Annotated in this window: 23 protein-coding genes and 3 tRNA genes; 11 read left to right on the top strand and 15 right to left on the bottom strand. The window is 71.5% G+C overall.

What is annotated here, in order from left to right; translation table 11 throughout:
- Positions 1-116 precede the first annotated feature (116 nt).
- Positions 117-1,766 (top strand): long-chain fatty acid--CoA ligase, encoded by a 1,650-nt coding sequence (locus tag ACZ7LT_RS14980; RefSeq protein WP_471236973.1) that lies wholly within the window; start codon positions 117-119, stop codon positions 1,764-1,766.
- Positions 1,767-1,877: 111 nt separating this feature from the next.
- On the opposite strand, the gene ACZ7LT_RS14975 is transcribed toward ACZ7LT_RS14980, so the two are convergent.
- Together ACZ7LT_RS14975 and ACZ7LT_RS14970 are read right to left on the bottom strand one after the other, a co-directional pair.
- Positions 1,878-5,792: a response regulator gene (locus ACZ7LT_RS14975; RefSeq protein WP_471236455.1), complete on the bottom strand. Its 3,915-nt coding sequence runs from the start codon at positions 5,790-5,792 to the stop codon at positions 1,878-1,880.
- A 254-nt stretch (positions 5,793-6,046) separates the two neighbouring features.
- Positions 6,047-6,484 carry an SSI family serine proteinase inhibitor gene (locus tag ACZ7LT_RS14970; protein WP_471236454.1) on the bottom strand — a complete coding sequence of 146 codons (438 nt, stop codon included), beginning with the start codon at positions 6,482-6,484 and terminating at the stop codon, positions 6,047-6,049.
- Between the two features lie 305 nt (positions 6,485-6,789).
- Here ACZ7LT_RS14970 and ACZ7LT_RS14965 point away from each other — a divergent pair.
- The 8 genes from ACZ7LT_RS14965 to ACZ7LT_RS14930 all read left to right on the top strand — a co-directional run bounded on the left by ACZ7LT_RS14965 (position 6,790) and on the right by ACZ7LT_RS14930 (position 12,747).
- Positions 6,790-6,880 (top strand) — tRNA-Ser (locus ACZ7LT_RS14965).
- A 242-nt stretch (positions 6,881-7,122) separates the two neighbouring features.
- A tRNA-Arg gene (locus ACZ7LT_RS14960) sits at positions 7,123-7,195 on the top strand.
- 120 nt (positions 7,196-7,315) lie between these two features.
- Positions 7,316-8,128, top strand: coding sequence for a DUF2797 domain-containing protein (locus ACZ7LT_RS14955; RefSeq protein WP_471236453.1), 813 nt, complete (start codon positions 7,316-7,318; stop codon positions 8,126-8,128).
- 99 nt (positions 8,129-8,227) lie between these two features.
- A complete protein-coding gene (locus tag ACZ7LT_RS14950) occupies positions 8,228-8,563 on the top strand; it encodes an antibiotic biosynthesis monooxygenase family protein (RefSeq protein ID WP_471236452.1) in 336 nt (111 codons plus the stop codon).
- The gene (locus ACZ7LT_RS14945; protein WP_471236451.1) at positions 8,544-9,506 is read left to right on the top strand and encodes an amidohydrolase family protein; all 963 of its coding nucleotides are present in this window, start codon (positions 8,544-8,546) and stop codon (positions 9,504-9,506) included. The genes ACZ7LT_RS14950 and ACZ7LT_RS14945 overlap by 20 nt, the downstream gene beginning before the upstream one ends.
- 55 nt (positions 9,507-9,561) lie before the next feature.
- Complete coding sequence (locus tag ACZ7LT_RS14940; RefSeq protein ID WP_471236450.1) at positions 9,562-10,302, top strand: response regulator transcription factor; 741 nt, start codon at positions 9,562-9,564, stop codon at positions 10,300-10,302.
- A gap of 138 nt (positions 10,303-10,440) precedes the next feature.
- A complete protein-coding gene (locus ACZ7LT_RS14935) occupies positions 10,441-11,949 on the top strand; it encodes an MFS transporter (RefSeq protein ID WP_471236449.1) in 1,509 nt (502 codons plus the stop codon).
- A gap of 30 nt (positions 11,950-11,979) precedes the next feature.
- Positions 11,980-12,747, top strand: a complete 768-nt coding sequence (locus ACZ7LT_RS14930) for a TetR/AcrR family transcriptional regulator (protein ID WP_471236448.1) — start codon at positions 11,980-11,982, stop codon at positions 12,745-12,747.
- A gap of 55 nt (positions 12,748-12,802) precedes the next feature.
- On the opposite strand, the gene ACZ7LT_RS14925 is transcribed toward ACZ7LT_RS14930, so the two are convergent.
- The 3 genes from ACZ7LT_RS14925 to ACZ7LT_RS14915 all read right to left on the bottom strand — a co-directional run bounded on the left by ACZ7LT_RS14925 (position 12,803) and on the right by ACZ7LT_RS14915 (position 16,616).
- Positions 12,803-13,618 carry a YceI family protein gene (locus tag ACZ7LT_RS14925; protein ID WP_471236447.1) on the bottom strand — a complete coding sequence of 272 codons (816 nt, stop codon included), beginning with the start codon at positions 13,616-13,618 and terminating at the stop codon, positions 12,803-12,805.
- 106 nt (positions 13,619-13,724) lie between these two features.
- Positions 13,725-16,061 (bottom strand): MFS transporter, encoded by a 2,337-nt coding sequence (locus ACZ7LT_RS14920; protein ID WP_471236972.1) that lies wholly within the window; start codon positions 16,059-16,061, stop codon positions 13,725-13,727.
- A 99-nt stretch (positions 16,062-16,160) separates the two neighbouring features.
- The gene (locus ACZ7LT_RS14915; RefSeq protein WP_471236446.1) at positions 16,161-16,616 is read right to left on the bottom strand and encodes a MarR family winged helix-turn-helix transcriptional regulator; all 456 of its coding nucleotides are present in this window, start codon (positions 16,614-16,616) and stop codon (positions 16,161-16,163) included.
- 146 nt (positions 16,617-16,762) lie between these two features.
- Here ACZ7LT_RS14915 and ACZ7LT_RS14910 point away from each other — a divergent pair, with 146 nt between their 5' ends.
- Positions 16,763-16,978, top strand: a complete 216-nt coding sequence (locus ACZ7LT_RS14910) for a hypothetical protein (protein ID WP_471236444.1) — start codon at positions 16,763-16,765, stop codon at positions 16,976-16,978.
- A 22-nt stretch (positions 16,979-17,000) separates the two neighbouring features.
- Here the strand turns inward: ACZ7LT_RS14910 and ACZ7LT_RS14905 are convergent, their stop codons facing one another.
- The 9 genes from ACZ7LT_RS14905 to ACZ7LT_RS14865 form a co-directional block, all read right to left on the bottom strand.
- Positions 17,001-17,753 (bottom strand): hypothetical protein, encoded by a 753-nt coding sequence (locus ACZ7LT_RS14905; protein ID WP_471236443.1) that lies wholly within the window; start codon positions 17,751-17,753, stop codon positions 17,001-17,003.
- A 59-nt stretch (positions 17,754-17,812) separates the two neighbouring features.
- Positions 17,813-18,721, bottom strand: coding sequence for an RNA polymerase sigma factor SigF (locus tag ACZ7LT_RS14900; protein ID WP_471236442.1), 909 nt, complete (start codon positions 18,719-18,721; stop codon positions 17,813-17,815).
- Positions 18,722-18,955: 234 nt separating this feature from the next.
- Positions 18,956-19,795, bottom strand: coding sequence for an RNA polymerase sigma factor SigF (locus ACZ7LT_RS14895; RefSeq protein ID WP_471236441.1), 840 nt, complete (start codon positions 19,793-19,795; stop codon positions 18,956-18,958).
- A 204-nt stretch (positions 19,796-19,999) separates the two neighbouring features.
- The gene (locus tag ACZ7LT_RS14890) at positions 20,000-20,293 is read right to left on the bottom strand and encodes a Dabb family protein (RefSeq protein WP_471236440.1); all 294 of its coding nucleotides are present in this window, start codon (positions 20,291-20,293) and stop codon (positions 20,000-20,002) included.
- Between the two features lie 8 nt (positions 20,294-20,301).
- The gene (locus ACZ7LT_RS14885) at positions 20,302-20,466 is read right to left on the bottom strand and encodes a hypothetical protein (protein ID WP_019887721.1); all 165 of its coding nucleotides are present in this window, start codon (positions 20,464-20,466) and stop codon (positions 20,302-20,304) included.
- A 321-nt stretch (positions 20,467-20,787) separates the two neighbouring features.
- Positions 20,788-20,872 (bottom strand) — tRNA-Ser (locus ACZ7LT_RS14880).
- Positions 20,873-20,928: 56 nt separating this feature from the next.
- The gene (tadA, locus tag ACZ7LT_RS14875; protein ID WP_471236439.1) at positions 20,929-21,414 is read right to left on the bottom strand and encodes a tRNA adenosine(34) deaminase TadA; all 486 of its coding nucleotides are present in this window, start codon (positions 21,412-21,414) and stop codon (positions 20,929-20,931) included.
- The gene (locus ACZ7LT_RS14870) at positions 21,414-21,953 is read right to left on the bottom strand and encodes a tRNA adenosine deaminase-associated protein (protein WP_471236437.1); all 540 of its coding nucleotides are present in this window, start codon (positions 21,951-21,953) and stop codon (positions 21,414-21,416) included. Before ACZ7LT_RS14870 ends, tadA begins: the two co-directional genes overlap by 1 nt.
- A gap of 142 nt (positions 21,954-22,095) precedes the next feature.
- Positions 22,096-22,296, bottom strand: a complete 201-nt coding sequence (locus ACZ7LT_RS14865) for a hypothetical protein (protein ID WP_471236436.1) — start codon at positions 22,294-22,296, stop codon at positions 22,096-22,098.
- 86 nt (positions 22,297-22,382) lie between these two features.
- Between ACZ7LT_RS14865 and upp the strand changes: the two genes are divergently transcribed.
- Complete coding sequence (upp, locus tag ACZ7LT_RS14860; RefSeq protein ID WP_019887715.1) at positions 22,383-23,018, top strand: uracil phosphoribosyltransferase; 636 nt, start codon at positions 22,383-22,385, stop codon at positions 23,016-23,018.
- An 18-nt stretch (positions 23,019-23,036) separates the two neighbouring features.
- Here upp and ACZ7LT_RS14855 read toward each other — a convergent pair whose 3' ends face one another.
- Positions 23,037-23,663: a LytR C-terminal domain-containing protein gene (locus ACZ7LT_RS14855; RefSeq protein WP_471236435.1), complete on the bottom strand. Its 627-nt coding sequence runs from the start codon at positions 23,661-23,663 to the stop codon at positions 23,037-23,039.
- Positions 23,664-23,768: the final 105 nt, after the last annotated feature.

Below are 23,768 nucleotides of genomic sequence, written 5' to 3'. Positions count from 1 at the left end.
GGTGATCAGCGCTAGTTTTCGTAGGCAAATCTACTCTCGGGTAGTGACATACCACCTGGTACGCGCGCAGAATCACCACACCCTTGTCGCAACGCAGCGCCCACCGGGAGGACGCCGTGCTGAGCACCATGCAGGACGTACCACTGACTGTGACCCGCATCCTGCACCACGGGATGACCATCCACGGGGACTCTCAGATCACCACATGGACCGGCGAGGCGGAGCCGCACCGCCGCACCTTCGCGGAGTCCGGGGCCCGGGCCACCCAGCTCGCCAACGCCCTGCGCGACGAGCTCGGAGTAGTCGCCGACGACCGGGTCGCCACCCTCATGTGGAACAACGCGGACCATGTCGAGGCGTACTTCGCGATTCCCTCGATGGGTGCCATCCTGCACACCCTCAATCTGCGGCTCCCCGCCGAGCAGCTGGTCTGGATCGTCAACCACGCCGCCGACAAGGTCGTCATCGTCAACGGCTCGCTGCTGCCGCTGCTCGCGCCCCTCCTCCCCCATCTGCCCACCATCGAGCACATCGTGGTCTCCGGCCCCGGCGACCGCTCGGCGCTCGACGGTGTCACGCCCCGCGTGCACGAGTACGAGGAGCTGCTCGCCGGCCGCCCGACCAGCTACGACTGGCCCGAGCTGGACGAACGCCAGGCCGCGGCCATGTGTTACACCTCCGGCACCACCGGCGACCCCAAGGGCGTCGTCTACTCCCACCGCTCGATCTACCTGCACTCCATGCAGGTCAACATGGCCCAGTCGATGGGCCTGACCGACAAGGACACGAGCCTGATCGTCGTGCCGCAGTTCCATGTCAACGCCTGGGGACTGCCGCACGCCACGTTCATGGCCGGCATCAACATGCTGATGCCCGACCGCTTCCTGCAGCCCGCCCCGCTCGCCGACATGATCGAGCGCGAGAGGCCCACCCACGCCGCGGCCGTCCCCACCATCTGGCAGGGCCTGCTCGCCGAGGTCACCGCCAACCCCCGCGACCTGTCCTCGATGGCCAGCGTCACCATCGGCGGCGCGGCCTGCCCGCCCTCCCTCATGGAGGCCTACGACAAGCTGGGCGTCCGCCTCTGCCACGCCTGGGGCATGACGGAGACGTCTCCCCTCGGCACGATGGCCAACCCGCCGGGCGGCCTCACCTCCGAGGAGGAGTGGCCCTACCGCATCACCCAGGGCCGCTTCCCGGCCGGTGTGGAGCCCCGCCTGGTCGGCCCCGGCGGCGAACACCTCCCCTGGGACGGCGAGTCGGCGGGCGAGCTGGAAGTCCGCGGTCCGTGGATCGCGGGTGCGTACTACGGCGGGGCCTCGGGCGAGCCGCTCCGGCCGGCCGACAAGTTCAGCGAGGACGGCTGGCTGAAGACGGGCGACGTCGGCGTCATCAGCCCGGACGGCTTTCTCACCCTCACGGACCGGGCCAAGGACGTCATCAAGTCCGGCGGTGAATGGATCTCCAGCGTCGAGCTGGAAAACGCTCTGATGGCCCACCCCGAGGTCGCCGAGGCCGCGGTGGTCGCCGTGCCCGACGAGAAGTGGGGCGAGCGCCCGCTCGCCACCGTCGTCCTCAAGGACGGCGCGACGGCGGACTACGCCGATCTGAAGGCCTTCCTCGGCGAATCGATCGCCAAGTGGCAGCTGCCGGAGCGCTGGGCGATCGTGCAGGCGGTGCCGAAGACCAGCGTGGGGAAGTTCGACAAGAAGGTGATCCGCAAGCAGTACGCGGACGGCGAGCTGGAGGTCACCGAGATCCGGTGACGTTCGCTGTCATCTGTCAGCCGTGATCTGTCAGCTGTGAACTGTCAGCGGTGATCCGTCAGTCGTCATCCGTCCGCCGAGGAATGGATGACGACTGACGACTGACAACCATCAGTTGGTACCGATCTTGGCCAGCAGATCCACGATCCGGGACTGGACCTCCGCGCTCGTCGAGCGTTCCGCGAGGAACAGCACCGTCTCGCCCGACGACAGCTTCGGCAGCTCCGCCTCGTTGAGACCGGCCGAGGTGTAGACGACGAGCGGCGTGCGGTTCAACTGCCCGTTGGCGCGCAGCCAGTCGATGATTCCGGCACGTCGGCGGCGTACCTGCATCAGATCCATCACGACGAGGTTCGGCCGCATCTGCTGGGCGAGGGTCACCGCGTCCGTGTCGGCCCCGGCGCGGGCGACCTGCATGCCGCGCCGTTCGAGGGTCGCCGTCAGCGCGGTGGCGATGTCGTCGTGTTCCTCGATGAGCAGGACCCGGGAGGGGTGCTGTTCGCTGTCGCGCGGGGCCAGGGCCTTGAGGAGTACGGCGGGGTCGGCGCCGTACGCCGCCTCGCGGGTGGCCTGTCCGAGGCCGGCGGCGAGCAGTACGGGGACCTCGGCGGCGACCGCCGCCTGGCGCAGTGACTGGAGCGCGGTACGGGTGATGGGCCCGGTCAGCGGGTCGACGAACAGGGCCGCCGGGAACGCGGCGATCTGGGCGTCGACCTCTTCGCGGGAGTGCACGATCACAGGTCGGTAGCCGCGGTCGCTGAGGGCCTGCTGGGTGGCGACGTCCGGGGCGGGCCACACGAGGAGGCGGCGGGGGTTGTCCAGCGGCTCCGGGGGCAGTTCGTCGTCGACGGGCAGCGGCTGCGGCTTGTTGGTGACCTCGACCGCGCCGCCGGGGCCGTCCAGCGGCTCGGGGCCCTCGGGGCCGTCCTCGTCCGGTGCCCCTATGGCGTAGGCGCGGCCCTCGGGCGGCGTGGAGAGCAGGGGCTGCGGCGGGGTGGCCGGCTGGGGGTGGGGGCGCGCGGTGGTGTCCGGGGGCGTGGGGCGCTCGCCCTCGGGGGGTGCCGCGAGCTTGCGCCGTCGGCCGACGGGCGTGGTCTGCTGCTGTCCCGGCAGCGGCGGTTGGGGCGCGAGCTGCTGGGCGAAGGGGACGCCCTGTCCGAGCGTACGGACGCTGAAGGCGCGGCCCTGGGTGGAGGTGGCGTCGCCGGTGGGTGGTGCCGGGTTCTCCGCGGGCAGGGGCTGCGGCTGGGGCGCCTGTGGCGGCTGGGGCCGCTGCGGGGACGCCGCCGGAGCCGGAGCCGGAGCCGGAGCGGGGGCAGGAGCCGGTGCCGGGGCGGGCTGGGGCTGTACGGGCGGCAGGGGCTGTGCGGCCGGGCTGCCCGTCGACGCCGCGGGGGCGGGCGGGGCGAGGGGCGGCAGGGGATTCGGCAGGGGGTTGGGCAGCGCGGGAGGCAGCGGTACGGAGCCGGTCGCCGCGCGCGTCTCGCTGGGGGCCTCCTGCGCCGCGGGTGCCTGGGGTGCTGCCTGGGGTGCCTGCGGCTCCTGGGTGAGGGCGGCGAGGCCGCCGCCGGAGGTGCCGTTCTCGGCCCACTCGGGTGCGGGGGCGTCCGTACGGGCGCGGCGGCGTCCGGTTGGGGTGGGCAGCGGGTGCGGCTGCGGCGGGGTGTGGTCGGCGTCCGGCGCGGTGCGTACGGCGTCGTGGCGGCCTTCGTCGTCGCCCGGTGCCTGGGGGGCGCGGTCGGCGGCGGCGGGCGGCAGTGCGAACGGGCTGCGCGGCGCCTCGGCCGGTGCCGGGGAGGCGGCCGCGGGTCCGGCGGTGCCGAGGGCGCGTCGGGCGCGGCGGCCGGTGGGCTGGGCCTGGGCCTGCGGGTCCTCGGTCTGCGGAGGGGTGGCCGCGGCGGGGAGCGCGGGCAGGGCGCCGCCCTGGGGTTCGGGGCGGCGGGCGCGGCGGCCGGTGGGGGGTACGGCGTCGGTGGGTACGCCCTGCGGGGGCACGGTCTCGCCGAGTGCGGCCCGTCCCTGGGCGCCTTCGGCCGCGGTGACGACGGAGCCTTCGGCGGCGGGGCGGGGGGCGTCTTCGGCGGGGCTGGGGCGGCCTCGGCGGCGGCCGGTGGGTTCGGTGGCCGGGGCGCCGGTGTTCTGGGCGGGGATGAGTTCGGGTGCGGGGGGCGCGGCGTCGGCCGTACGGCCGCGGCGTCGGCCGGTGGGTTCGCTGCCGCCCTCCGGGGCGACGGCGGGCTCCAGGAAGGCGTCGGTGGAGGCGCGCCGGGCGCGACGGCGCCCACCGCCGACGGTGACGCCTGCGCTCGTACCCCCGACCGTGCCGCCTCCGCTCGTGCCACCGTTCGCCGCCTGATCCCCAGCAGCGGAGCCGGAGCCGGGGTCGGCTCCGGGGCCGGTCTGCTGGGCGGGCAGGGCGGGGGCGGGGGGCGGCGTGACGGTTCCGGCGCCGCTGCCGAGCGGCACCTCCAGGACGTACGCGCTGCCGTTCATGCCGGGCACCTCGTGCGTCTGGAGGACGCCGCCGTGGGCCGTGACGATGCCGCGCACGATCGGTTCGTGGACGGGGTCTCCGCCCGCGTACGGGCCGCGGACCTCGATCCGTACGACGTCGCCGCGCTGGGCGGCGGCGACGACGATCGTGGAGTCGGCGTATCCGCCGCCCGGCAGGAGCTTGGCCTTGCCGGTGGAGTCGACGCCCGCGACGTCCGCGACGAGGTGGGCGAGTGCGGTCGAGAGCCGTCCCGCGTCGACCTCCGCCTCGATGGGCGGGGCGTGTACGGCGAACTGCGCGCGGCCGGGCCCGATCAGCTCGACGGCGCCTTCGATGCCGGCGCTGACGACGGCGTCGAGGAGGGTGGGGTTCTTGTGGAGTTCCTCGGCGCCGGAGTCGAGGCGCTGGTAGCCGAGGACGTTGTCGACGAGGGTGGTCATTCGGGCGTAGCCGGCGGCGAGGTGGTGGAGGACCTGGTTGGCCTCGGGCCAGAGCTGGCCGGCGTCGTCGGCGGCGAGGGTGCTGAGCTGGGTGCGCAGCTCCTCCAGGGGGCCGCGCAGCGATTCGCCGAGGACGGCGGTGAGCTGTTCGTGGCGGGCGGTGAGGGCGGCGTGGGCTTCGGCCTGCTGTTCCCGTTCGGCGCTGTGGCGTTCGCTCTTGTCGGCGAGTTCGGCCTCGTGGCGTTCGGTGAGGGCGGCGAGTTCGGCGGCGTGCTTCTCGGCCTGTTCCTCGTAGGGGCGCCGGTCGGTGAAGGTCATGACGGCGCCGACGAGCTGGTCGCCGTCGCGTACGGGGGCGGTGGTGAGGTCGACGGAGACCGGGGAGCCGTTCTTGGCCCACAGGATCTGGTTGCGTACGCGGTGCTTGCGGCCGGACTTGAGGGTGTCCGCGAGGGGGGACTCCTCGTACGGGAAGGTCTCGCCGTCCGCGCGGGTGTGGAGGATCAGCTGGTGCAGGGCCTGGCCGCCGAGGTCGCTGGCGCGGTAGCCGAGGATCTGGGCGGCGGCGGGGTTGACGAGGACGACGCGGCCGTCGGTGTCGGTGCCGACGACGCCTTCGGAGGCGGCGCGCAGGATCATCTCGGTCTGGCGCTGGGAGCGGGCGAGTTCGGCTTCGGTGTCGACGGTGCCGGAAAGGTCCCGTACGACCAGCATGAGCAGTTCGTCGCCGGTGTAGGCGCTGTACGAGTCGTAGGCCTCGCGGCCGTCCTCGAGGTTGGCGCTGGTGACCTCGACGGGGAATTCGCTGCCGTCCGTGCGGCGGGCGACCATGCGGGTGGGTTTGGTGCGGCCGCGGTCGTCGGCGGCTTCGGGGCGGCGCATGGAGCCGGGGATGAGGCGGGAGTCGAAGCCGGGGAGGAGGTCGAGCAGTCCGCGGCCGACGAGTGCGGTGCCGGGGGTCTCGAACATGCCGAGGGCGATGGTGTTGGCGTTGACGACCGTGCCGTTGCAGTTGACGAGGACGAGCCCGTCGGGGAGGGCGTCGAGTATGGCTGCGAGGCGAGCAGCGCCTCGGGATGGCCTGCTGCTCACGACGACGCTTCCTCCCTGACCTACTGCATCTTGCGGACGGCCGGCCCCATCTTGCCCCTCGGGCCGCAGCCTGTCACTGAAGGAGTCTAAGGGCAGGGTGGGGGCGTGCGGCGGTGGATGAGGGGGAGCTCTCACCAAGGTTGTGTGCACGCGGCGCACGCCTTGGGCACGTGACCTGCGCGTATGAGGGGCCCGGCGCCCTGCTGGAGGCGTGGCCGGGCCCGGTGGTGGTTCGGCGGTGGGGCGGCGGTGGTTCAGCGGCTGAGGATGGGCAGGACGGGCTGGAGGTTCTCCCAGCGGTCGACCTCGCAGCCGTCGGCGCGGCTGAAGTGGGCGTCGATGGTCCGTCCCTGCCAGGTGCCGGTGATGTGGGCGGTGGCGGGTCCGCCGTACATCTGGGTGCACATCTGGTCCTGCGGCAGGGGGGCGAAGGGGTCTTCGTTCTGCTGGGCGAGCTCGTCGAGGCGTGCGCAGGCGGCGTTGGCGGCGGGGTGGTTCCCCTCGGGGGTGGTGCCGCAGGTCAGCTCGAACGTTCCGTCGGCGTTCGCGTACCCGGTCCTGGAGACGGTCACGGTGAGCGAGTCCTCCTGCGGGGTCAGCAGGGGTGGCAGGGGCAGTGCGGATGCCGTGGAGGGGGTGAGGGCGAGGGCGGCGAGGGATCCGGCGGTGGTGAGGACGAGGCGGCGCAGCATGCGAACTCCCGGGGGCGGAGTGGAGCGGAGTGGATACGTGTGGTGCCGGTGGTACGGCTCCGGGGAGGGCGCCCGGAACTCCGTCACGTCTAACGCTCCGCACGCCCGTGCGTTGCGCAAGCCGACCGCCTCCGGCGGGGTGGGGCCGAGGGGGCCAGGTGGGGGAGCGTGGTGGGGTGGGCCGGGGCGGGGGAATGGTCTTTGCCCTGCGGGCGGGGTGCCTAGTACCGTGGGGTGCGATTGGTGGCACCCCACCCGGCTGTGTCATCATCTGCACGCAACACTCGCGCCCGCGCGGGTGTGCTGGAGGCGTCGCCTAGTCCGGTCTATGGCGCCGCACTGCTAATGCGGTTTGGGTCTTAAAGCCCATCGAGGGTTCAAATCCCTCCGCCTCCGCGCATGATCACCGAAGCCCCGGCCCCACGGCCGGGGCTTCGGTCGTTCCGGGGTCGTGTCGCGTCGCTCTTTCGGGGCACGCGCTGTGCCCCGGACGGTTCCCCGGTCTAGGCCTCAGATGCACCCAGGATGACGTTTCCGCAGGTCAGAGGCGGTTTGGGGAATGGATTTCGCGTCACGGCGCAGGTCATGTAATGTTGTTCCCGCAACGCCGACCGGCAAGAAAACGCCGGGAAGCACAAGCACTCGTAGCTTAACGGATAGAGCATCTGACTACGGATCAGAAGGTTGCAGGTTCGAATCCTGCCGAGTGCACAGCCTGAGAGGCCCCCGGAGAAATCCGGGGGCCTCTTGCGTTGGGGTGAGTGGGAGGCTGGTCGGGTGGGACGTGGAGTGTGGGGGTGTCGGGGGCTCAGGTGGGGTGGGGGTGCGCCTGTGTTGCAGTGGGAAGGGGGGCGGGGGTCCCGGCTGGACTACGGGCAGGTCGTCGCGTTCCGGGGTGTCGGGGAGCGGGTGTGTCTCGGGGTGCGGGGGCAGGGGTGTCCCCTGGGGGCTGTCGTCGGGGGGCGGAGTACCGGCGGGCAGTGTGAGGAGTGTGCGCGGCTGGATCGGTCGCGGTCCGTGGCGGCGGACACGCTGGTCGATGATCCGCGGACGTACCGGGTGTATCTGGCGTGGTTCGGGCCCGGCATGGTCAAGGTCGGGATCACGGCCGAGGAGCGCGGGGCGGCGCGGCTGCTGGAGCAGGGGGCCGTGGTGTTCGGCTGGCTGGGGCGGGGGCCGTTGATGGCGGCGCGGCGGACCGAGGAGCTGTTGCGGCATGCGCTCGGGGTGCCGGACCGGATTCCGTACGCGCGTAAGCGGGCCGTACGGGCCGTGCTGCCCGGGCCCGGGGAGCGGCGGCGGGAGGTCGAGGAGCTGTACCGGCGGGCGGTCGGGTTGTCCGGGTGGGCGGAGACGCTGGAGGTCCTGGAGCCGGGTGTCGTCGATCATGCCGGGGTGTTCGGTCTGGACGCGGTGACGGGTGTGGACGGGGTGGTCACCGAGCTGGTCGACGGCGGGTCCGTCGTCGGGGAGCTCGTCGCGGCCGCGGGGCCCGATCTGCATCTCGTCGCCGGGGGCGGGCGGCGGCTGGTGCTCGACACCCGGCTGATGGCCGGATGGGGGCTGGTGGCGGCCGGGGCCGGCGACGGGGTGTCCGTGCCGATGAAGGCAGTGGCCCCCGGCGTGCAGGGCGGGCTGTTCTAGCGGCCGGTCCTGGGATTTCCTTCCCTCCGGCGCTGGACAGGGCATTTCTTTCCCTCCGGCGCTGGACAGGGGGTGCGGGCGCGGCCGAGGGTGATCCATATGAGCGACGATCTCGTGCGCGGTCTCGAACCGCCGTACTACACCGTGGTGTTCACCTCCCACCTCGAAGGCGAGGCCCCCGGCTACGCGGAGACCGCGGCGCGGATGGATGAGCTGGTCAAGGACGTGCCCGGGTTCCTGGGGTCGGAGTCGGCCCGGGTGCCCGGCGGGCTCGGCATCACCGTCGGGTACTTCCGTGACGAGGAGGCCATCGCGGCCTGGCAGCGCAACCTGGAGCATCAGGCCGCGCAGAAGCGGGGGCGGGAGGAGTGGTATCGGCGCTACAGCATTCACGTCGCCAAGGTGGAGCGGAGCTATGACTTCGAGCGGGAGTGACGGGACGGCGGCGCGTGAGGGGGCCGAGGCGGGTGAGGCGGAGGAGGTACGGGCGTTCTGGGGCGGGCTGGGGATTCCCGGGCTGATCGATGTCCACACCCACTTCATGCCCGAGCGGGTCCTGGACAAGGTGTGGGCGTACTTCGACGCCGTCGGGCCGCTCACCGGCATGGAGTGGCCCATCACCTACCGCGAGGAGGAGGACCGCCGGGTCGAGATCCTGCGCGGGTTCGGGGTGCTGCGCTTCACCTCGATGCTCTACCCGCACAAGCCCGGCATGGCGCGCTGGCTCAACGGCTGGGCGGCCGCCTTCGCGGCCCGTACCCCCGACTGTCTGCACACCGCGACCCTCTACCCGGACGCCGACGCCACCTCGTACGTCACGGAGGCGGTGGAGGGCGGGGCGCGGGTGTTCAAGTCGCACCTCCAGGTCGGGGAGTACGACCCCAACGACCGCCGTCTCGACGGAGCTTGGGGGGTGCTCGCCGATGCGGGTGTGCCGGTGGTCGTGCACTGCGGGTCGGGGCCGGCGCCCGGGAAGTACACGGGGCCCGGGCCGGTGGGGCGGCTGCTGGCGCGGTATCCGGGGCTGCGGCTGATCGTCGCCCACATGGGCATGCCGGAGTACACGGACTTCCTGGCTCTCGCTGAGCGGTATCCGCAGGTGCGGCTGGACACCACGATGGCGTTCACCGACTTCGGCGAGCGGTTCGCGCCCTTCCCCGTGCGGGAGCGGGGGCGGCTGCGTGAGCTGGGCGGGCGGATCCTGCTGGGGAGCGACTTCCCGAACATTCCGTACGGGTACGTGCACCAGCTGCGGGCGCTGGAGCGGCTCGGGCTCGGGGAGGAGTGGCTGCGCGGGGTGTGTCACGGCAACGCCCACGCGCTGTTCGGGCCGGCCGCCGAAGCGCCCGCGCCCGCCCCCGGGCCCGTGGATTCTTAGGGAAATCACAGACTCGGGAAAGGGTCTTCTCAGCCTCCGGTTCCAGCGTGGTCGTATGACCACGACCTCGCCCCAGGGGCGTACCGATCTGCTCAGGCCCGACGGCTCCGCCGTGCGGGTGCTCGTCGTGGACGACGAGGCCTCGCTCGCCGAGCTGCTCTCCATGGCCCTGCGGTACGAGGGGTGGGAGGTGCGCAGCGCCGGTGACGGGGCCGGGGCGGTGCGTTCGGCGCGGGACTTCCGGCCGGACGCGGTCGTGCTGGATGTGATGCTGCCGGACATGGGCGGGCTCGCGGTCCTCGGCCGGCTGCGGCGTGAACTGCCGGACGTGCCGGTGCTGTTCCTCACCGCGAAGGACGCTGTCGAGGACCGGATCGCCGGGCTCACGGCGGGCGGCGACGACTATGTCACCAAGCCGTTCGGCCTGGAGGAGGTCGTGGCGCGGCTGCGCGGGCTGATCCGGCGGTCCGGGCCGGCGACGGCGGCGCGCGCCGGGTCGCTGCTGGCGGTCGGGGATCTGACGCTTGACGAGGACAGTCATGAGGTGACGCGGGGCGGGCGGTCGATCCATCTGACGGCGACCGAGTTCGAGCTGTTGCGCTATCTGATGCGTAATCCGCGGCGGGTGCTCAGCAAGGCGCAGATCCTGGACCGGGTGTGGTCGTACGACTTCGGCGGCCAGGCCAATGTGGTCGAGCTCTACATCTCCTATCTGCGGCGGAAGATCGACGCGGGCCGGTCGCCGATGATCCACACCCGGCGTGGGGCCGGTTATCTGATCAAGCCTGGTGAGTAGCGCTGCACGACCTCACGGCGACCTGACGGCCGCCTGGCGATGCCCTGACCCGGCCCGCGTAAATCCCTTGTACAGCGTATGGGGGGTCCTTGTACGGTGTACGGCGCAGAGTCCCTTACACCGTACAAGGAGCGTGGCATGACGGCGACGACCGCCGAGCCCACCACCCCCGCCCCCACCGGCGGCCATCCGCAGCGCTGGCTGATCCTCGGCGTCATCTGTCTCGCCCAGCTCACCGTGCTGCTCGACAACACCGTTCTCAGCGTCGCGATCCCTTCCCTCACCAAGGAGCTCGACGCCTCGACGTCCGACATCCAGTGGATGATCAACGCGTACTCACTGGTGCAGTCCGGTCTGCTGCTGACGGCCGGAAACGCCGCGGACCGCTACGGCCGCAAGCTGATGCTGATGACCGGTCTGGCGATATTCGGCCTCGGTTCGCTCGCCGCCGGTCTTGCGCAGTCCTCCACCCAGCTGATCGCCGCCCGCGCGGGCATGGGTATCGGCGGTGCGCTGCTGATGACCACGACCCTCGCCGTCGTCGTGCAGATCTTCGACGACAGCGAGCGGGTGAAGGCCATCGCGCTGTGGTCCACGGTCAGTTCGCTCGGTTTCGCCGCCGGGCCGCTGATCGGCGGTGTGATGCTGGACCACTTCTGGTGGGGCGCGATCTTCCTGATCAACATCCCGGTCGCGGTGCTCGGTCTGGTGGCCGTCGCCGCGCTCGTACCCGAGTCCAAGCACAAGCAGGGTGACCGGCCCGACCTGCTCGGAGCGCTGCTCTCCACGATCGGTATGACCGCCGTCGTGTACGCGATCATCTCCGGCCCGGAACACGGCTGGGCGTCGGCCGAGGTGCTGGTCTCGGCCGCGATCGGAGTGCTCGTCCTCGGTGCCTTCACGCTGTGGGAGCTGCGTACGGCGCACCCCATGCTGGACATGCACTTCTTCCGCAACCAGCGGTTCGTCGGCGCGGTCGCGGGCGCGATCCTGGTGGCGTTCGGCATGACCGGTTCGCTGTTCCTGCTCACCCAGCATCTGCAGTTCGTGCTCGGGTACGGACCGCTGGACGCGGGTCTGCGGACGGCGCCGCTCGCGCTCACGATCGTCGTCCTCAACCTGACGGGGGTCGGTGCCCGGCTGCTGCCCAAGCTCGGTACGCCGCTGACCATCGCGATCGGTATGGCGCTGGTCGCGGCGGGGCTGGCCGCCATCGCCGTCCTCGGGGGGCAGAACGGCTACGGCGGGATGCTGCTGGGGCTCGTGGTGATGGGTGCGGGGATCGCGCTGTCCATGCCCGCCATGGCCAACGCCATCATGAGCGCCATACCGCCGGAGAAGGCGGGCGTCGGCGCGGGGATCAACGGCACCCTCGCCGAGTTCGGCAACGGCCTTGGTGTCGCCGTCCTCGGTGCCGTGCTGAACGCCCGGTTCACCGCGCTGGTCTCCACCGCGGCCGTATCCCTGCCGGCGGCGCTCGCCGCGGCCGACGGGCCGGCGGAGCGGGCGAGGATCTCCGACGCGTTCGCCTCAGGACTGGAGACGAGTCAGCTGGTCGGCGCGGTCGCGGTGCTCGCGGGTGGTCTGCTGGCGGCGCTGCTGCTGCGCCGGGCGGAGCGCGCCGGCGCCCCTGGGGCGTCGGCATAGCATCGGGGCAGTAGCGCGAGGAGGATCCCCATGGTGTCGGCAGCCGACGGTACGAAGCGTCCGGCGCGGTCGAGTGTGTGGCTGGACGGCAAGGCGGCCCGGGGCCGCAAGGCCGACCAGCCCTCCGGGCTCGACCGGGACCGGATCACCGCGGCGACGGTCCGGCTGCTCGACGCCGACGGGCTTGGGAAGTTCTCGATGCGCCGCCTCGCGGCCGAGCTGAACGTCACCGCGATGTCGGTCTACTGGTACGTCGACACCAAGGACGAGCTGCTGGAGCTGGCGCTCGACGCGGTGGTCGGTGAGGTGGAGCTCCCGGACGTGTCCGAGGCCGCCGACTGGCGCGGACAGCTCCGGGAGCTCGCCGGCGGCTACCGGGAGATGCTCGTGCGGCACCCCTGGGCCTCGCACCTCACGGGCACGTATCTGAACATCGGCCCGAACTCGATGGCTTTCGCGGCCCGCGCCCACGCGGTGATGGCCAACACCGATCTGCCGCCGTACGGCCAGATGGGCGGGCTCGCGGCGGTCTTCCAGTTCGTGTACGGCTTCGGCACCATCGAGGGCCACTTCTTGCAGCGGTGTGTGAGCGCGGGCGTCAGTCAGGACGACTTCTACCGCGAGGCCGTGCAGGTGATGACCGAGCAGCCGCGGTTCGAGGCGAACTTCCCGAACGCGGCGGGGCTGCTCGAGGAGCGGAGCCGGCTGAGCGTCGAGGAGATGCGCGAACGGGACTTCACGTTCGCGCTCGACCTCATCATCAAGGGCATCGAGGCGATGGCCGCCCGCCCGGAGTGAGCCCCTCGGCGCGCGACGGACCCCCGTGGCCCCCGCCGCCCCCCGCGGTCCGTGTTCAGAGCGCGGGCAGGTCTCCCTGGACGGCCTGGATGTCCAGTTCGACCTTGAGGGTCGTGCCGATCGCGGAGATCCCGGCCTGGACGACCTGGTTGTAGTGCAGGGCGAAGTCCTCACGCCGCAGCTCGGCGGTGGCGCGGAAGGCGGCCCGCAGCCCGCCCCACGGGTCCGGTCCGGTGCCGAGGTAGGCGAGGTCCAGTGCCACGTCACGTACGACACCGTGGAGTGTGAGGTGACCGTGCACGGTCCAGCGGTCGGGGCCGGCCGGGGTGAGCGCGGTCGAGACGTAGGTGATCCGTGGGAAGACGGCCACGTCCAGGAAGTCGGGCGAGCGCAGGTGTTTGTCGCGCAGGCCGTTGCCGGTGTCGACGGAGGCCGCTTCGATCACGGCCTCCACCCGGGAGCGGGCCACGTCCTCGGCGATGTCGATCCGGCCGCCGAAGTCGGTGAACCGGCCCCGCACGCTGGAGATGCCCAGGTGCTGGGCGACGGCCGCCACCGACGAGTGCGCCGGGTCCAGGGACCAGGACCCGGGCGGGGGCAGGGCGGCGCCGCCCTGGCGGGCCAGTACGACCGTGCCCGCGTCGGCCCGCCCGGCGGCGGTGACGAAGGCCGTGCGGGCGTCGGGGGCGTATCCGACGGCGGTGACGATCACCGTGTACGGGCCGGGGGCGAGCGCGGTGTCACAGGTGACCGTGCCCTCCTGGTCGGCGGTGGCCCGGGCCACCTGGACGCTGGTGGCGTCGGTCAGCGTGACGACCGCGTGCGGCAGGGCCCAGCCGTCCCGGGTCCTCACCTGTGCGTGCAGTCCCATCCCGTGTCTCTCCTCGCGCAAGAACGATGGCGGGGCGGCAGGCCGTCCCCTGCCAGCCGCCCCGGACCCGGGGGTGTCTCCGCTCGAAGCGCCCCCGGGGGTCGGATCACTCGCCCGGGTGGGCGAGCTCGATGTCGTGGCCGTCGGTGCCGAGGCCGGTGACGGTGAGTGGGCCAGCCACCGGCGGGTAGCCGGAGGCGATGACCGTGTACTCGCCCGCGTCCAGGTCGGTGAAGCCGTAGGCGCCGTCCTCGCCGGTCGTCGCGGTGGCGACGACGTTGCCGGCCGCGTCGACGAGGGTCACCCGGGCGTCGGCCAGCGGCCGCCGTCCGGCCCCGGCACCGGCCCGTACGACTCCCCGGAGCATGGCCCCGGCCCGCAGCGCGGCCTCGACGCGGGTCACGCCCTGGCCGCCGATCTCCACCGGCAGGGCCAGCGGCCGGAAGCCAGCGGCGTTGACGGCGACGGTCACCGCGCCGGGCACGAGCTCGGCGAAGGAGAAGGCGCCGTCCTCGGCGGACCTGCCGGTCGCGAGGACATCGCCCCGTACATCGGTGACGATCACCATGGCGTCGGCGACCGGGCCGCCGGTCTCGGCGACCACCACACCGGTCAGCCCGCTGGTGCCGGACAGCAGCACGTCGTGGGCGAGCGGCCCGTCCCCGACGACGATCGTGGACGCCTGCGGCTGGAAGCCGTCGGCGGAGGCGATCAGGACGTACGAGCCGGTGCCGGGCGCGTCCAGCGCGTAGCCGCCGTCGGCGGGGGCGACCGTACGGCCCAACTGCCGCCCGCCGAGCGAGATCAGGGTGACCGCGGCGCCGGGCACGGCCGCGCCGTCGGCGGTGCGGACCGCACCGCGCACGGGGATCCCGGCCGGCGCGACGGCCTCCACAGCGGCGGCGGCCGTGGGCTCGGCGGCCGTCTCGTCGGGCGTCTTCGACGCGCCGCTCTTGAGGGCGACCTCCTTGATGAAGAGGGTCACGAGGAAGGCGAGCAGCGCGAACGGCGCCGACCAGAGGAAGACGTCGCCCACACCGTGGCCGTAGGCGCTCTCCATGACCGTACGCACGGGCGCGGGCAGCGCGTCCAGGTCGGGGATGCCGCCGCCGCCCGTACCGCCGTGGCCGAGGGCCGCGCCCTTGGGGCCGAGTTCGGCGAAGCCGTCCCGTACGTACGTGGTGACCCGGTTGGCGAGGACGGCGCCGAGCGCCGAGACGCCGACCGCGCCGCCCAGCGAGCGGAAGAAGGTGACGACGGAGGAGGCCGCGCCGAGGTCGGCGGGGGCGACCTGGTTCTGGGTGCAGAGCACGAGGTTCTGCATCATCATGCCGAGACCGAGGCCCATGACGGCCATGAAGACCGCGATGTGCCAGTACTCGGTGTCGTAACGGATGGTGCCGAGCATTCCGAGCCCGGCCGTCACCAGCACGCCGCCGGTGACCAGCCAGGCCTTCCAGCGGCCGGTCTTGGTGATGACCATGCCGGAGACGGTGGAGGAGACGAACAGGCCCGCGATCATCGGGATGGTCATCACGCCGGACATCGTCGGGGACTTGTCCCGGGCGAGCTGGAAGTACTGGCTGAAGAAGACCGTGCCGGCGAACATCGCCACACCCACGAAGAGGGAGGCGAGCGAGGCGAGGGTGATGGTGCGGTTGCGGAAGAGCCGCAGCGGGATGATCGGCTCGCTCGCCCTGGACTCGACGAGGACGAAGAGCCCGGTGAGCAGCACCGAGCCGCCGACCATGACCGCGGTCTGCCAGGACATCCAGTCGTACTTGTCACCGGCGAAGGTGACCCAGATGAGCAGCAGCGAGACGGCGGCGCTGATCACGAAGGCGCCGGCCCAGTCGACCTTGACCTGTCGCTTCACGACGGGGAGCTTCAGGGTCTTCTGGAGGACCAGGAGCGCGATGAGCGCGAAGGGCACGCCGACGTAGAAGCACCAGCGCCAGCCGAGCCAGTCGGTGTCGGTGATGACGCCGCCGAGCAGCGGGCCGCCGACGGTGGCGACGGCGAAGACGGCGCCGAGGTAGCCGCTGTAGCGGCCGCGCTCACGCGGCGCGATCATCGCGGCGAGGATGATCTGGGAGAGGGCGGTGAGGCCGCCGACGCCGATGCCCTGGACGACGCGGCAGGCGATGAGCATGCCGGTGTTCTGGGCGAGGCCGGCCACGACCGAGCCGGCCACGTAGATGACCAGGGCTATCTGGACGAGGAGCTTCTTGGAGAAGAGGTCGGCCAGCTTGCCCCACAGGGGGGTGGTGGCGGTCATCGACAGCAGGGCCGCGGTGACGACCCAGGTGTAGGCGCTCTGGCCGCCGCCGAGGTCCTTGATGATCTCGGGGAGGGCGTTGGAGACGATCGTCGAGGACAGAATGGCGACGAACATGCCGAGCAGCAGCCCGGACAACGCCTCCATGATCTGCCGGTGGGACATCGGAGCGCCGTCGGCGGAGGGCGCGCCTCCGTGCTTGGCGTGGCCGCCCCGCACACCGGTCGGTGTGGTCGTAGCCATGAACTTCCTTCGTGACGGGGTTTACGCGGGTGTACGGGTGGGGTGGGCCCGGCAGTCTCCGAAGGAGTCACGGAGGCGGGCCAGCATCGCGTTGAGCTGTCCGACCTCGTCGTCGGACCAGTCCTTGAGGTAGTGGGCGAACAGGTCGGCGGTGCGGCGGCCGAGGCCGTCGAGCAGGTCCTGTCCGGCGGGGGTGAGCCGCAGGATGCGGGAGCGGCCGTCCTCGGGGTCGGGCGATCGTTCCAGCCAGCCGCGTTCCACCACATGGGCCACATGGCGGCTGGTCACCGACGCGTCGACGGCGAGCAGCTCGGCCAGGCGGCTCATCCGCATCTCGCCGTAACGGTCGACGAGGGCCAGTACGGCGGCGGATCCGGAGGGGCATTCGGCGGGCAGCATGCGCGCCAGGCCTCGCTTCACGGCGCCCACGGCGCTGATCTGCCGGGCCAGTTCCTCGTACTGGCTCCGCTCGGCCATGGGCACCCCCACATCTTGTTGCTTAGGGCAACCATAGAAGCCATTGGTTGCTACAGGCAAATGAAAAAGGGGCGAAGGCGCCTAAAGCTCTGGCAAAGGAGTCGTTCCCTTGGGTCGCGGCCGAGGGTTCGCTAGGGTCCTGCCCCATGGCACACAACCCCCACGCACCGCAGGGTCAGGGCCCCGAGGGCCAGTACGACCCGGCAGGCAGCACCCAGATGTTCCGCGCCTTCGTCGACGAGGCGGCGCCGCGGCGCCAGCAGGCCGCCCCGGCCCCGGCCGGACCGCGGGTCGGGCTGATCGTCGGCGTCGTCGCCGTGATCGCCGTGCTGGCCGGCGTGGCCTGGCTCGCCTTCAGCTAGGTCAGCGACCCGTTCGGCCGGTTCATTTCCAGACGGCGGTGACCTTCTGGGTGTCGACGCGCATGCCCAGGGGGACCCGCCAGGCGTCCACGCAGACCGTGTACGTCTTCTTCGTCACCGCGCCCGCGGCGATCGGCGCGGGCAGCGGCTGAGCCGTCTCGACGGTCGCCCAGTCGACCCCGAGCGCCCCGATGATGTGCGTCGCGAAGGTGACCGTGCCCGAATGCACCGGTGAGCCACCGGTGTTGCGGAACTCCACGGTCACCTTCTCGCACCAGCGCCGGTCGGCGTCGGCGAGCACCGGCACGCCGAGCGTGAGCGCGGCGGGCTTCGCCGGAGGCCGCGGCGGCTCGGTGGTCCGCGGTGGGTCCGTCGTCGGGGGCGCGGGCGGAGGCGGCTTGGCACCCGGGACGGCCGGCGCCGCGGGCGGCGGAGACGTTCCCGGTATGGAGGGTACGGGCGGTACGGAGGGCAGCGGCGCCAGGGGCGCGTGCGTACCCCCACCGGGGCGGCCGGGCGCCTCACCCGTCGGCGCACCAGGGCCCGTGCTCGGCCCGCCGCGGCTCGTACCCGGTCTCGGGGAGGACGTCGACGAGGTCGTCGCCGCCGAGTCCAGCGGTGTGAGCTCGACCTTTCCGGAGGGCGGCGCGGCGGCCGGACCACCGGACCCCGCGGCGCCCACCGCCGCGTAACCGTCCTCGCCACTCCCGCCGCCGCACGCGGTCAGCGCCCCGCCGAGGCAGAGCGCGACCGCCGCCAGACACGTCCGTCGCATCGCGCCAGTGTGGCTGACGGCGCGTCAGACGGGAAGAGGGTGGAGGGTCGGTCGGAGGGTCAGTCGGAGATCAGGCCCTCGCGCAGCTGCGCCAGCGTGCGGGTGAGCAGCCGCGAGACATGCATCTGTGAGATGCCGACCTCTTCGCCGATCTGCGACTGCGTCATGTTGGCGAAGAAGCGCAGCATGATGATCTGCCGCTCACGGGGCGGGAGTTTGGCGAGCAGCGGCTTGAGCGACTCGCGGTACTCGACGCCCTCCAGGGCGGTGTCCTCGTAGCCGAGGCGGTCCGCGAGGGAGCCCTCGCCGCCGTCGTCCTCCGGGGAGGGCGAGTCGAGCGAGGAGGCCGTGTAGGCGTTGCCGACGGCGAGGCCGTCGACGACGTCCTCCTCGGACACGCCGAGCACGGCGGCGAGTTCGGGGACGGTCGGCGACCGGTCCAGCTTCTGCGCCAGTTCGTCGCTGGCCTTGGTCAGGGCGAGGCGCAGCTCCTGGAGCCGGCGCGGTACGCGGACCGACCAACTGGTGTCGCGGAAGAAGCGTTTGATCTCACCGACCACCGTCGGCATCGCGAACGTCGGGAATTCCACGCCCCGTTCGCAGTCGAACCGGTCGATCGCCTTGATCAGGCCGATGGTGCCGACCTGGACGATGTCCTCCATCGGTTCGTTGCGGGAGCGGAAGCGGGCCGCCGCGTACCGCACGAGCGGGAGGTTGAGCTCGATGAGGGTGTCGCGGACGTAGGCGCGCTCGGGGCTGTCGACTCCGGCGGAGTCGAGGGCGCGCAGCCGCAGGAACAGGGAGCGGGAGAGCGTGCGGGTGTCGATGGCTTCCGAGGGGATGAGCTCCGGGATGCCGACGGACGGGACCGGACCGGACATCGTGGCCTCGGACACCGCGGCCTCGGACGCCGCGGGCTCGATCGACGCACGCGTGAGCACCTTCGAGCTGCCCTGTTCTACGGACATGCCACCCCCTTGAGGTCGCGGACGGTCGCGCGGCCGCGACCATCGTTGGAACGCAGCCTCCACCTGAATACCGGCGGTGGGGCTGCGGCAAACGCGGTTCCAGCAAAATGTCACATGTCGGCAACACGCTGTAGTGACATGTCGACATGTCAGGGGTGGATCTGCGCAGGAAATAGGGGGTGTAGGGCATTTGGCGGTGCTTGGAACTGCTCCGAACCGGTCTACCCGTTCAAGCTACGCCTCGATCCGATTTGCGGATCTCAGTCGGGCGAAGCTGCGGGCGAGGAGCCTTGACACATGCATCTGCGAGACGCCGAGTTCCTGGCTGATCTGAGACTGGGTCAGATTGCTGTAGTAGCGGAGCATCAGGATGCGCTGCTCCCGCTCGGGCAGCTGTACGAGCAGATGGCGTACGAGATCGCGGTGTTCGACGCCGGCCAGGGCGGGGTCCTCGTAGCCGAGCCGGTCGAGCAGTCCGGGCAGTCCGTCGCCCTCCTGGGCGGCCTCCAGGGAGGTCGCGTGGTACGAGCGCCCGGCCTCGATGCAGGCGTTGACCTCGTCCTCGGAGATCTTCAGCCGTTCGGCGATCTCGGCGGTCGTGGGGGAGCGGCCGTGGGCCGTGGTGAGGTCCTCGGTGGCGCCGCTGACCTGCACCCACAGCTCGTGCAGCCGGCGCGGCACGTGGACGGTGCGGACGTTGTCCCGGAAGTAGCGCTTGATCTCGCCGACGACGGTGGGCATCGCGAAGGTGGGGAACTGCACCCCGCGGTCCGGGTCGAAGCGGTCGATCGCGTTGATCAGGCCGATGGTGCCGACCTGGACGACGTCCTCCATCGGTTCGTTGCGGGAGCGGAAGCGGGCGGCCGCGTACCGCACGAGCGGCAGGTTGGCCTCGATCAGCGCGCCCCGTACGCGGTTGTACTCCGGTGAGCCGGGCTCCAGCGTCTTCAGCTCGCCGAACAGCACCTGGGTGAGCGCACGGGTGTCGGCGCCCCGGCTCTGCGGTTTGGAGCGGGCCGCGGCCTCGGTGGTGTCGTTCTGGGGCGGCACCTGAGGCGCAGTACTGGCCGGCACGTTCACGCCACCCCTTTCGTCGTCCACTCGCGGTCAACGACGGTCGGTCAACTACGGTCAACTCATCCGTCAAAAGCGGTCATAGCATCACAAGACATGTCCACTGTGTGCAAGCACCGGATAACACCGTGTTGAAGGCATGTTGGGCATACAACGCAAGGCGCCCCTCACCGAGTGGTGAGAGGCACCGAAAAGAGGTATGGCTCAGAACTCGTAGTCCGCGATCACCCAAGTGGCGAACTCCCGCCACAGGCCCGCCGCGGCCTGGTGGTCCGGGTTCTCTATGTACCGCTTGAGCGCATCCGTGTCCTCGACCGCGGAGTTGATGGCGAAGTCGTACGCGATCGGCCGGTCCGTGATGTTCCAGGCGCACTCCCAGAACGTCAGCTCCGGAATCGCCGAACCCAGGGCACGGAAAGCCTCGACCCCGGCCACCACACGCGGCTCGTCCCGCGACACACCGTCGTTGAGCTTGAAGAGGACCAGGTGGCGGATCACACGGACTCCTAGTTGATGAGCTCGGTCATGAACTCGCCGACGCCCTGCGCGGCGCTCGAAATGCCCTCGAACCCTACCTGGACCAGATCCGCCGCCCGGGCGGGGGAGGTGATGATCGTGTACAGCACGAAGACGACGACTATGTACAGCGCGACTTTCTTCGCCTGAACCATCAGCTCTCTGCCTCCCCAGATCAGCACCCGCTCCGCGGACGCGTGAGTCTAACGGCTCTTTTCCCAGGGCTCGGTTCTCCCCCTGGCTTCGCCGGGGGGACCCCCACCGGGCGCTTTGAGCGTGCGCCGACGGTCGATCGTGCTCGGTCCCTCGTTCCTCGGGACCTCCGCGCTCCCCCTACCTCCGGTGGGGGGACCCCCATCCCTTTCGGCACCCGCGCGCCCTTTGGCTCACTCGCCAGGCGGTCGGGGCGGGCGGCCTCGTTTGGGCGTAGGCATGCACGAAGGGCCCCGGTGCTGTGCACCAAGGCCCTTCCAGAGCGGTAGCGGAGGGATTTGAACCCTCGGTGACTTGCGCCACACTCGCTTTCGAGGCGAGCTCCTTCGGCCGCTCGGACACGCTACCGAGAGAGAGCTTAGCCCAAAGGTGCCCCCGCGTAGAAATCCATAAGGACGCGCAGGTCAGCGGTTGCGGAAGAAGGCCGTCAGCTGGGCCGCGCACTCCTCGGCGAGGACGCCGTGGATCACCTCGGGGCGGTGGTTGAGCCGTCGGTCGCGGACGACGTCGACGAGGGAGCCGGCCGCCCCGGCCTTCTCGTCGAGCGCGCCGAAGACCACCCGGTCCACCCGGGACTGCACCAGCGCGCCGGCGCACATCACGCACGGTTCCAGCGTGACGACGAGCGTGCAGCCGGTCAGCCGCCACTCCCCGTGCGCCGAGGCCGCCCGGCGCAGGGCGAGGACCTCGGCGTGCGCGGTCGGATCGCCCGTCGCCTCGCGTTCGTTGTGGCCGGTGGCGAGGACCGTGCCGTCCGCGGACAGCACGACCGCGCCGACCGGCACATCGCCGGCCAGCGCCGCTCGTTCGGCCTCTGCCAGGGCGAGCCGCATCGGCGCCCGCCAGGGATCCCGTACGGGATCGGGTTCCGCGTGTCCTGCCTCGGTCACTAGCGGACGGACTCCAGGACTTCCCCGGCGCCCAGGGCGTCCGCGATCTCCGTCAGGGCGTCGGTGTCCAGGGCCAGCAGCTCCTTCTCGGACAAGCCGAGGTCCCGCAGGATCTCCCGGTCGCCGACCGGGGCCGCGGGCACGGTCTCGACCGCGCCGTCCGGGCCGTCCTCGTCGTCGCCTTCGGTGTCGTCCGCTTCCGGTTCTCCGTCCTCCGTACCGTCGAGGTCCAGCGCGTCCAGGTCGTCCTCGCCGTCCCGGTCCGCGCCCAGCAGTTCATTGGTGAGGATCTCCCCGTACGAGGAGCGGGCGGCCGAGGCCGCGTCCGACACGTAGATACGAGGGTCTTCCTCACCCTCCACCCGGACGAGGCCGAACCACGCGTCCTCCTGCTCGATGTAGACGAGGACGGTGTCCTCGTCCACGGAGGCCTCACGGGCCAGCTCGGTCAGATCCGACAAGGTCTCCACGTCGTCGAGCTCTGTGTCGCTCGCTTTCCACCCGTCTTCGGTGCGCGCGAGCAGTGCGGCGAAGTACACCGTGACTCTCCCACTGATCAGAGGTGTGACGATCCGGCGGCGCCCTCCTGAAAAGCCCCGCCCAATCGGCATCGTGGCAGAAACCCGGGCTTCAGGAGAGGTCTTCCGCTCTTGCGTCGTGCATCAGTCTGACCTTGGGCCCTCACCAGCGGAAAGTACGCATCCGCATCGCCTGGCGCATCCGGGCCGCCCGGGCCCGGCGTGGCTGCACCCGCTCGCGCAGCGCCTTGGCCTCGCCCAGGTCGCGCAGGAACTGGGCGCGGCGCCTGCGGCGCTCCGCGTCGCTCTCCTGCCGTGGGCCCTCCTGCTGGGGCTCGGGGTCCGCCCGGTCCCGTTCCGCCATCTGCACCACCCCCGGCCGCTGGATGTGTACGTCCCCACCTTCCCTCCACGGCGTGGGTTGATGCCAGCGCGGGCTACTGTGGGGGCATGCGTCTCCACGTCGTCGATCACCCGCTGGTCGCCCACAAGCTCACCACTCTGCGCGACAAGCGCACGGACTCCCCGACCTTCCGCCGGCTCGCCGACGAGCTGGTGACCCTGCTCGCCTACGAGGCCACCAGGGACGTGCGGACCGAGCAGGTCGACATCGAGACCCCCGTGACGCCGACGACCGGTGTGAAGCTGTCGCACCCGCGGCCGCTGGTGGTGCCGATCCTGCGGGCGGGTCTGGGCATGCTCGACGGCATGGTGCGGCTGCTGCCGACCGCCGAGGTGGGCTTCCTGGGCATGATCCGTAACGAGGAGACGCTGGAGGCGTCGACGTACGCCACGCGGATGCCGGAGGACCTCTCCGGGCGCCAGGTGTACGTCCTCGACCCGATGCTCGCGACGGGCGGCACGCTGGTCGCGGCGATCCAGGAGCTGATCAAGCGCGGCGCCGACGACGTGACCGCGGTCGTGCTCCTGGCGGCGCCGGAGGGCGTCGAGGTCATGGAGCGCGAGCTCGCGGGCACGCCGGTGACGGTGGTCACCGCGTCGGTCGACGAGCGCCTCAACGAGCACGGCTACATCGTCCCGGGCCTTGGTGACGCGGGCGACCGGATGTACGGCTCCGCGGAGTAGTTCTCCGCGGAGCAGTTCTCAGCAGCGCTTGGGTGCGGGCTTGGGCTTCGTCAGGGCCGCCAGGGCCGCGTCTGCCGTGGGCTTGGTGTTCAGGGTCGTGAAGGCCGTACCGATGATCAGGTCCACGTCCGCGGTCGCGCGGGTGTCCGTCTTCGTCGTGGCGCCCTTCAGCTGGGTGGCCAGGACCGGGAAGGCGCCCTTGGCGGCCGTGGTGGGGCCCAGCAGCAGGCCTGTGCCGGGGACCTTCTTGTCGTAGGCCGCGGGGGCGTTGCCGACCTTGCCGATGACGAAGCCGCGTTTCTTCAGCTCGTCCGCGGTGGACTTGGCGAGCCCGGCGCGAGGGGTGGCGTTGTAGACGTTCACCGTGAGCTGGGCGGGTTTCGGCAGCGGGACCGGTGGGGCGGCCGCGGTGCTCGGGCCCGGCTCGCAGTCGCTCTTGCGGCCGGCCGTGGTCTTCTTGCCCCCGCCGCCGGTGAACACGTCGACGAGCTGCAGGGTCCCCCAGCCGGCGAGACCCAGGGCGATCACGGCGGCGAGGGCCGCGAGGACGATCCTGCGGCGGCGACGGTTGCGGCGCATGCGGGGGTATTTGTCACCCGTGATGCGGTACTTTCCGCCCATCCCTGGGGGAGTGAGCATGCTCATGGGCGCAGCGTAATGCGACTGGGTGGCAATGCCTACTAGATGATCAATCGATCGCGTCCGGATGGGCAGTAACTGACCCCGAACGGTCGAGCGAAGGGGCGGGCG

This window comes from Streptomyces sp. NPDC039465 (assembly GCF_055639315.1).
This window is presented reverse-complemented; position numbering and strand designations above follow the sequence as displayed.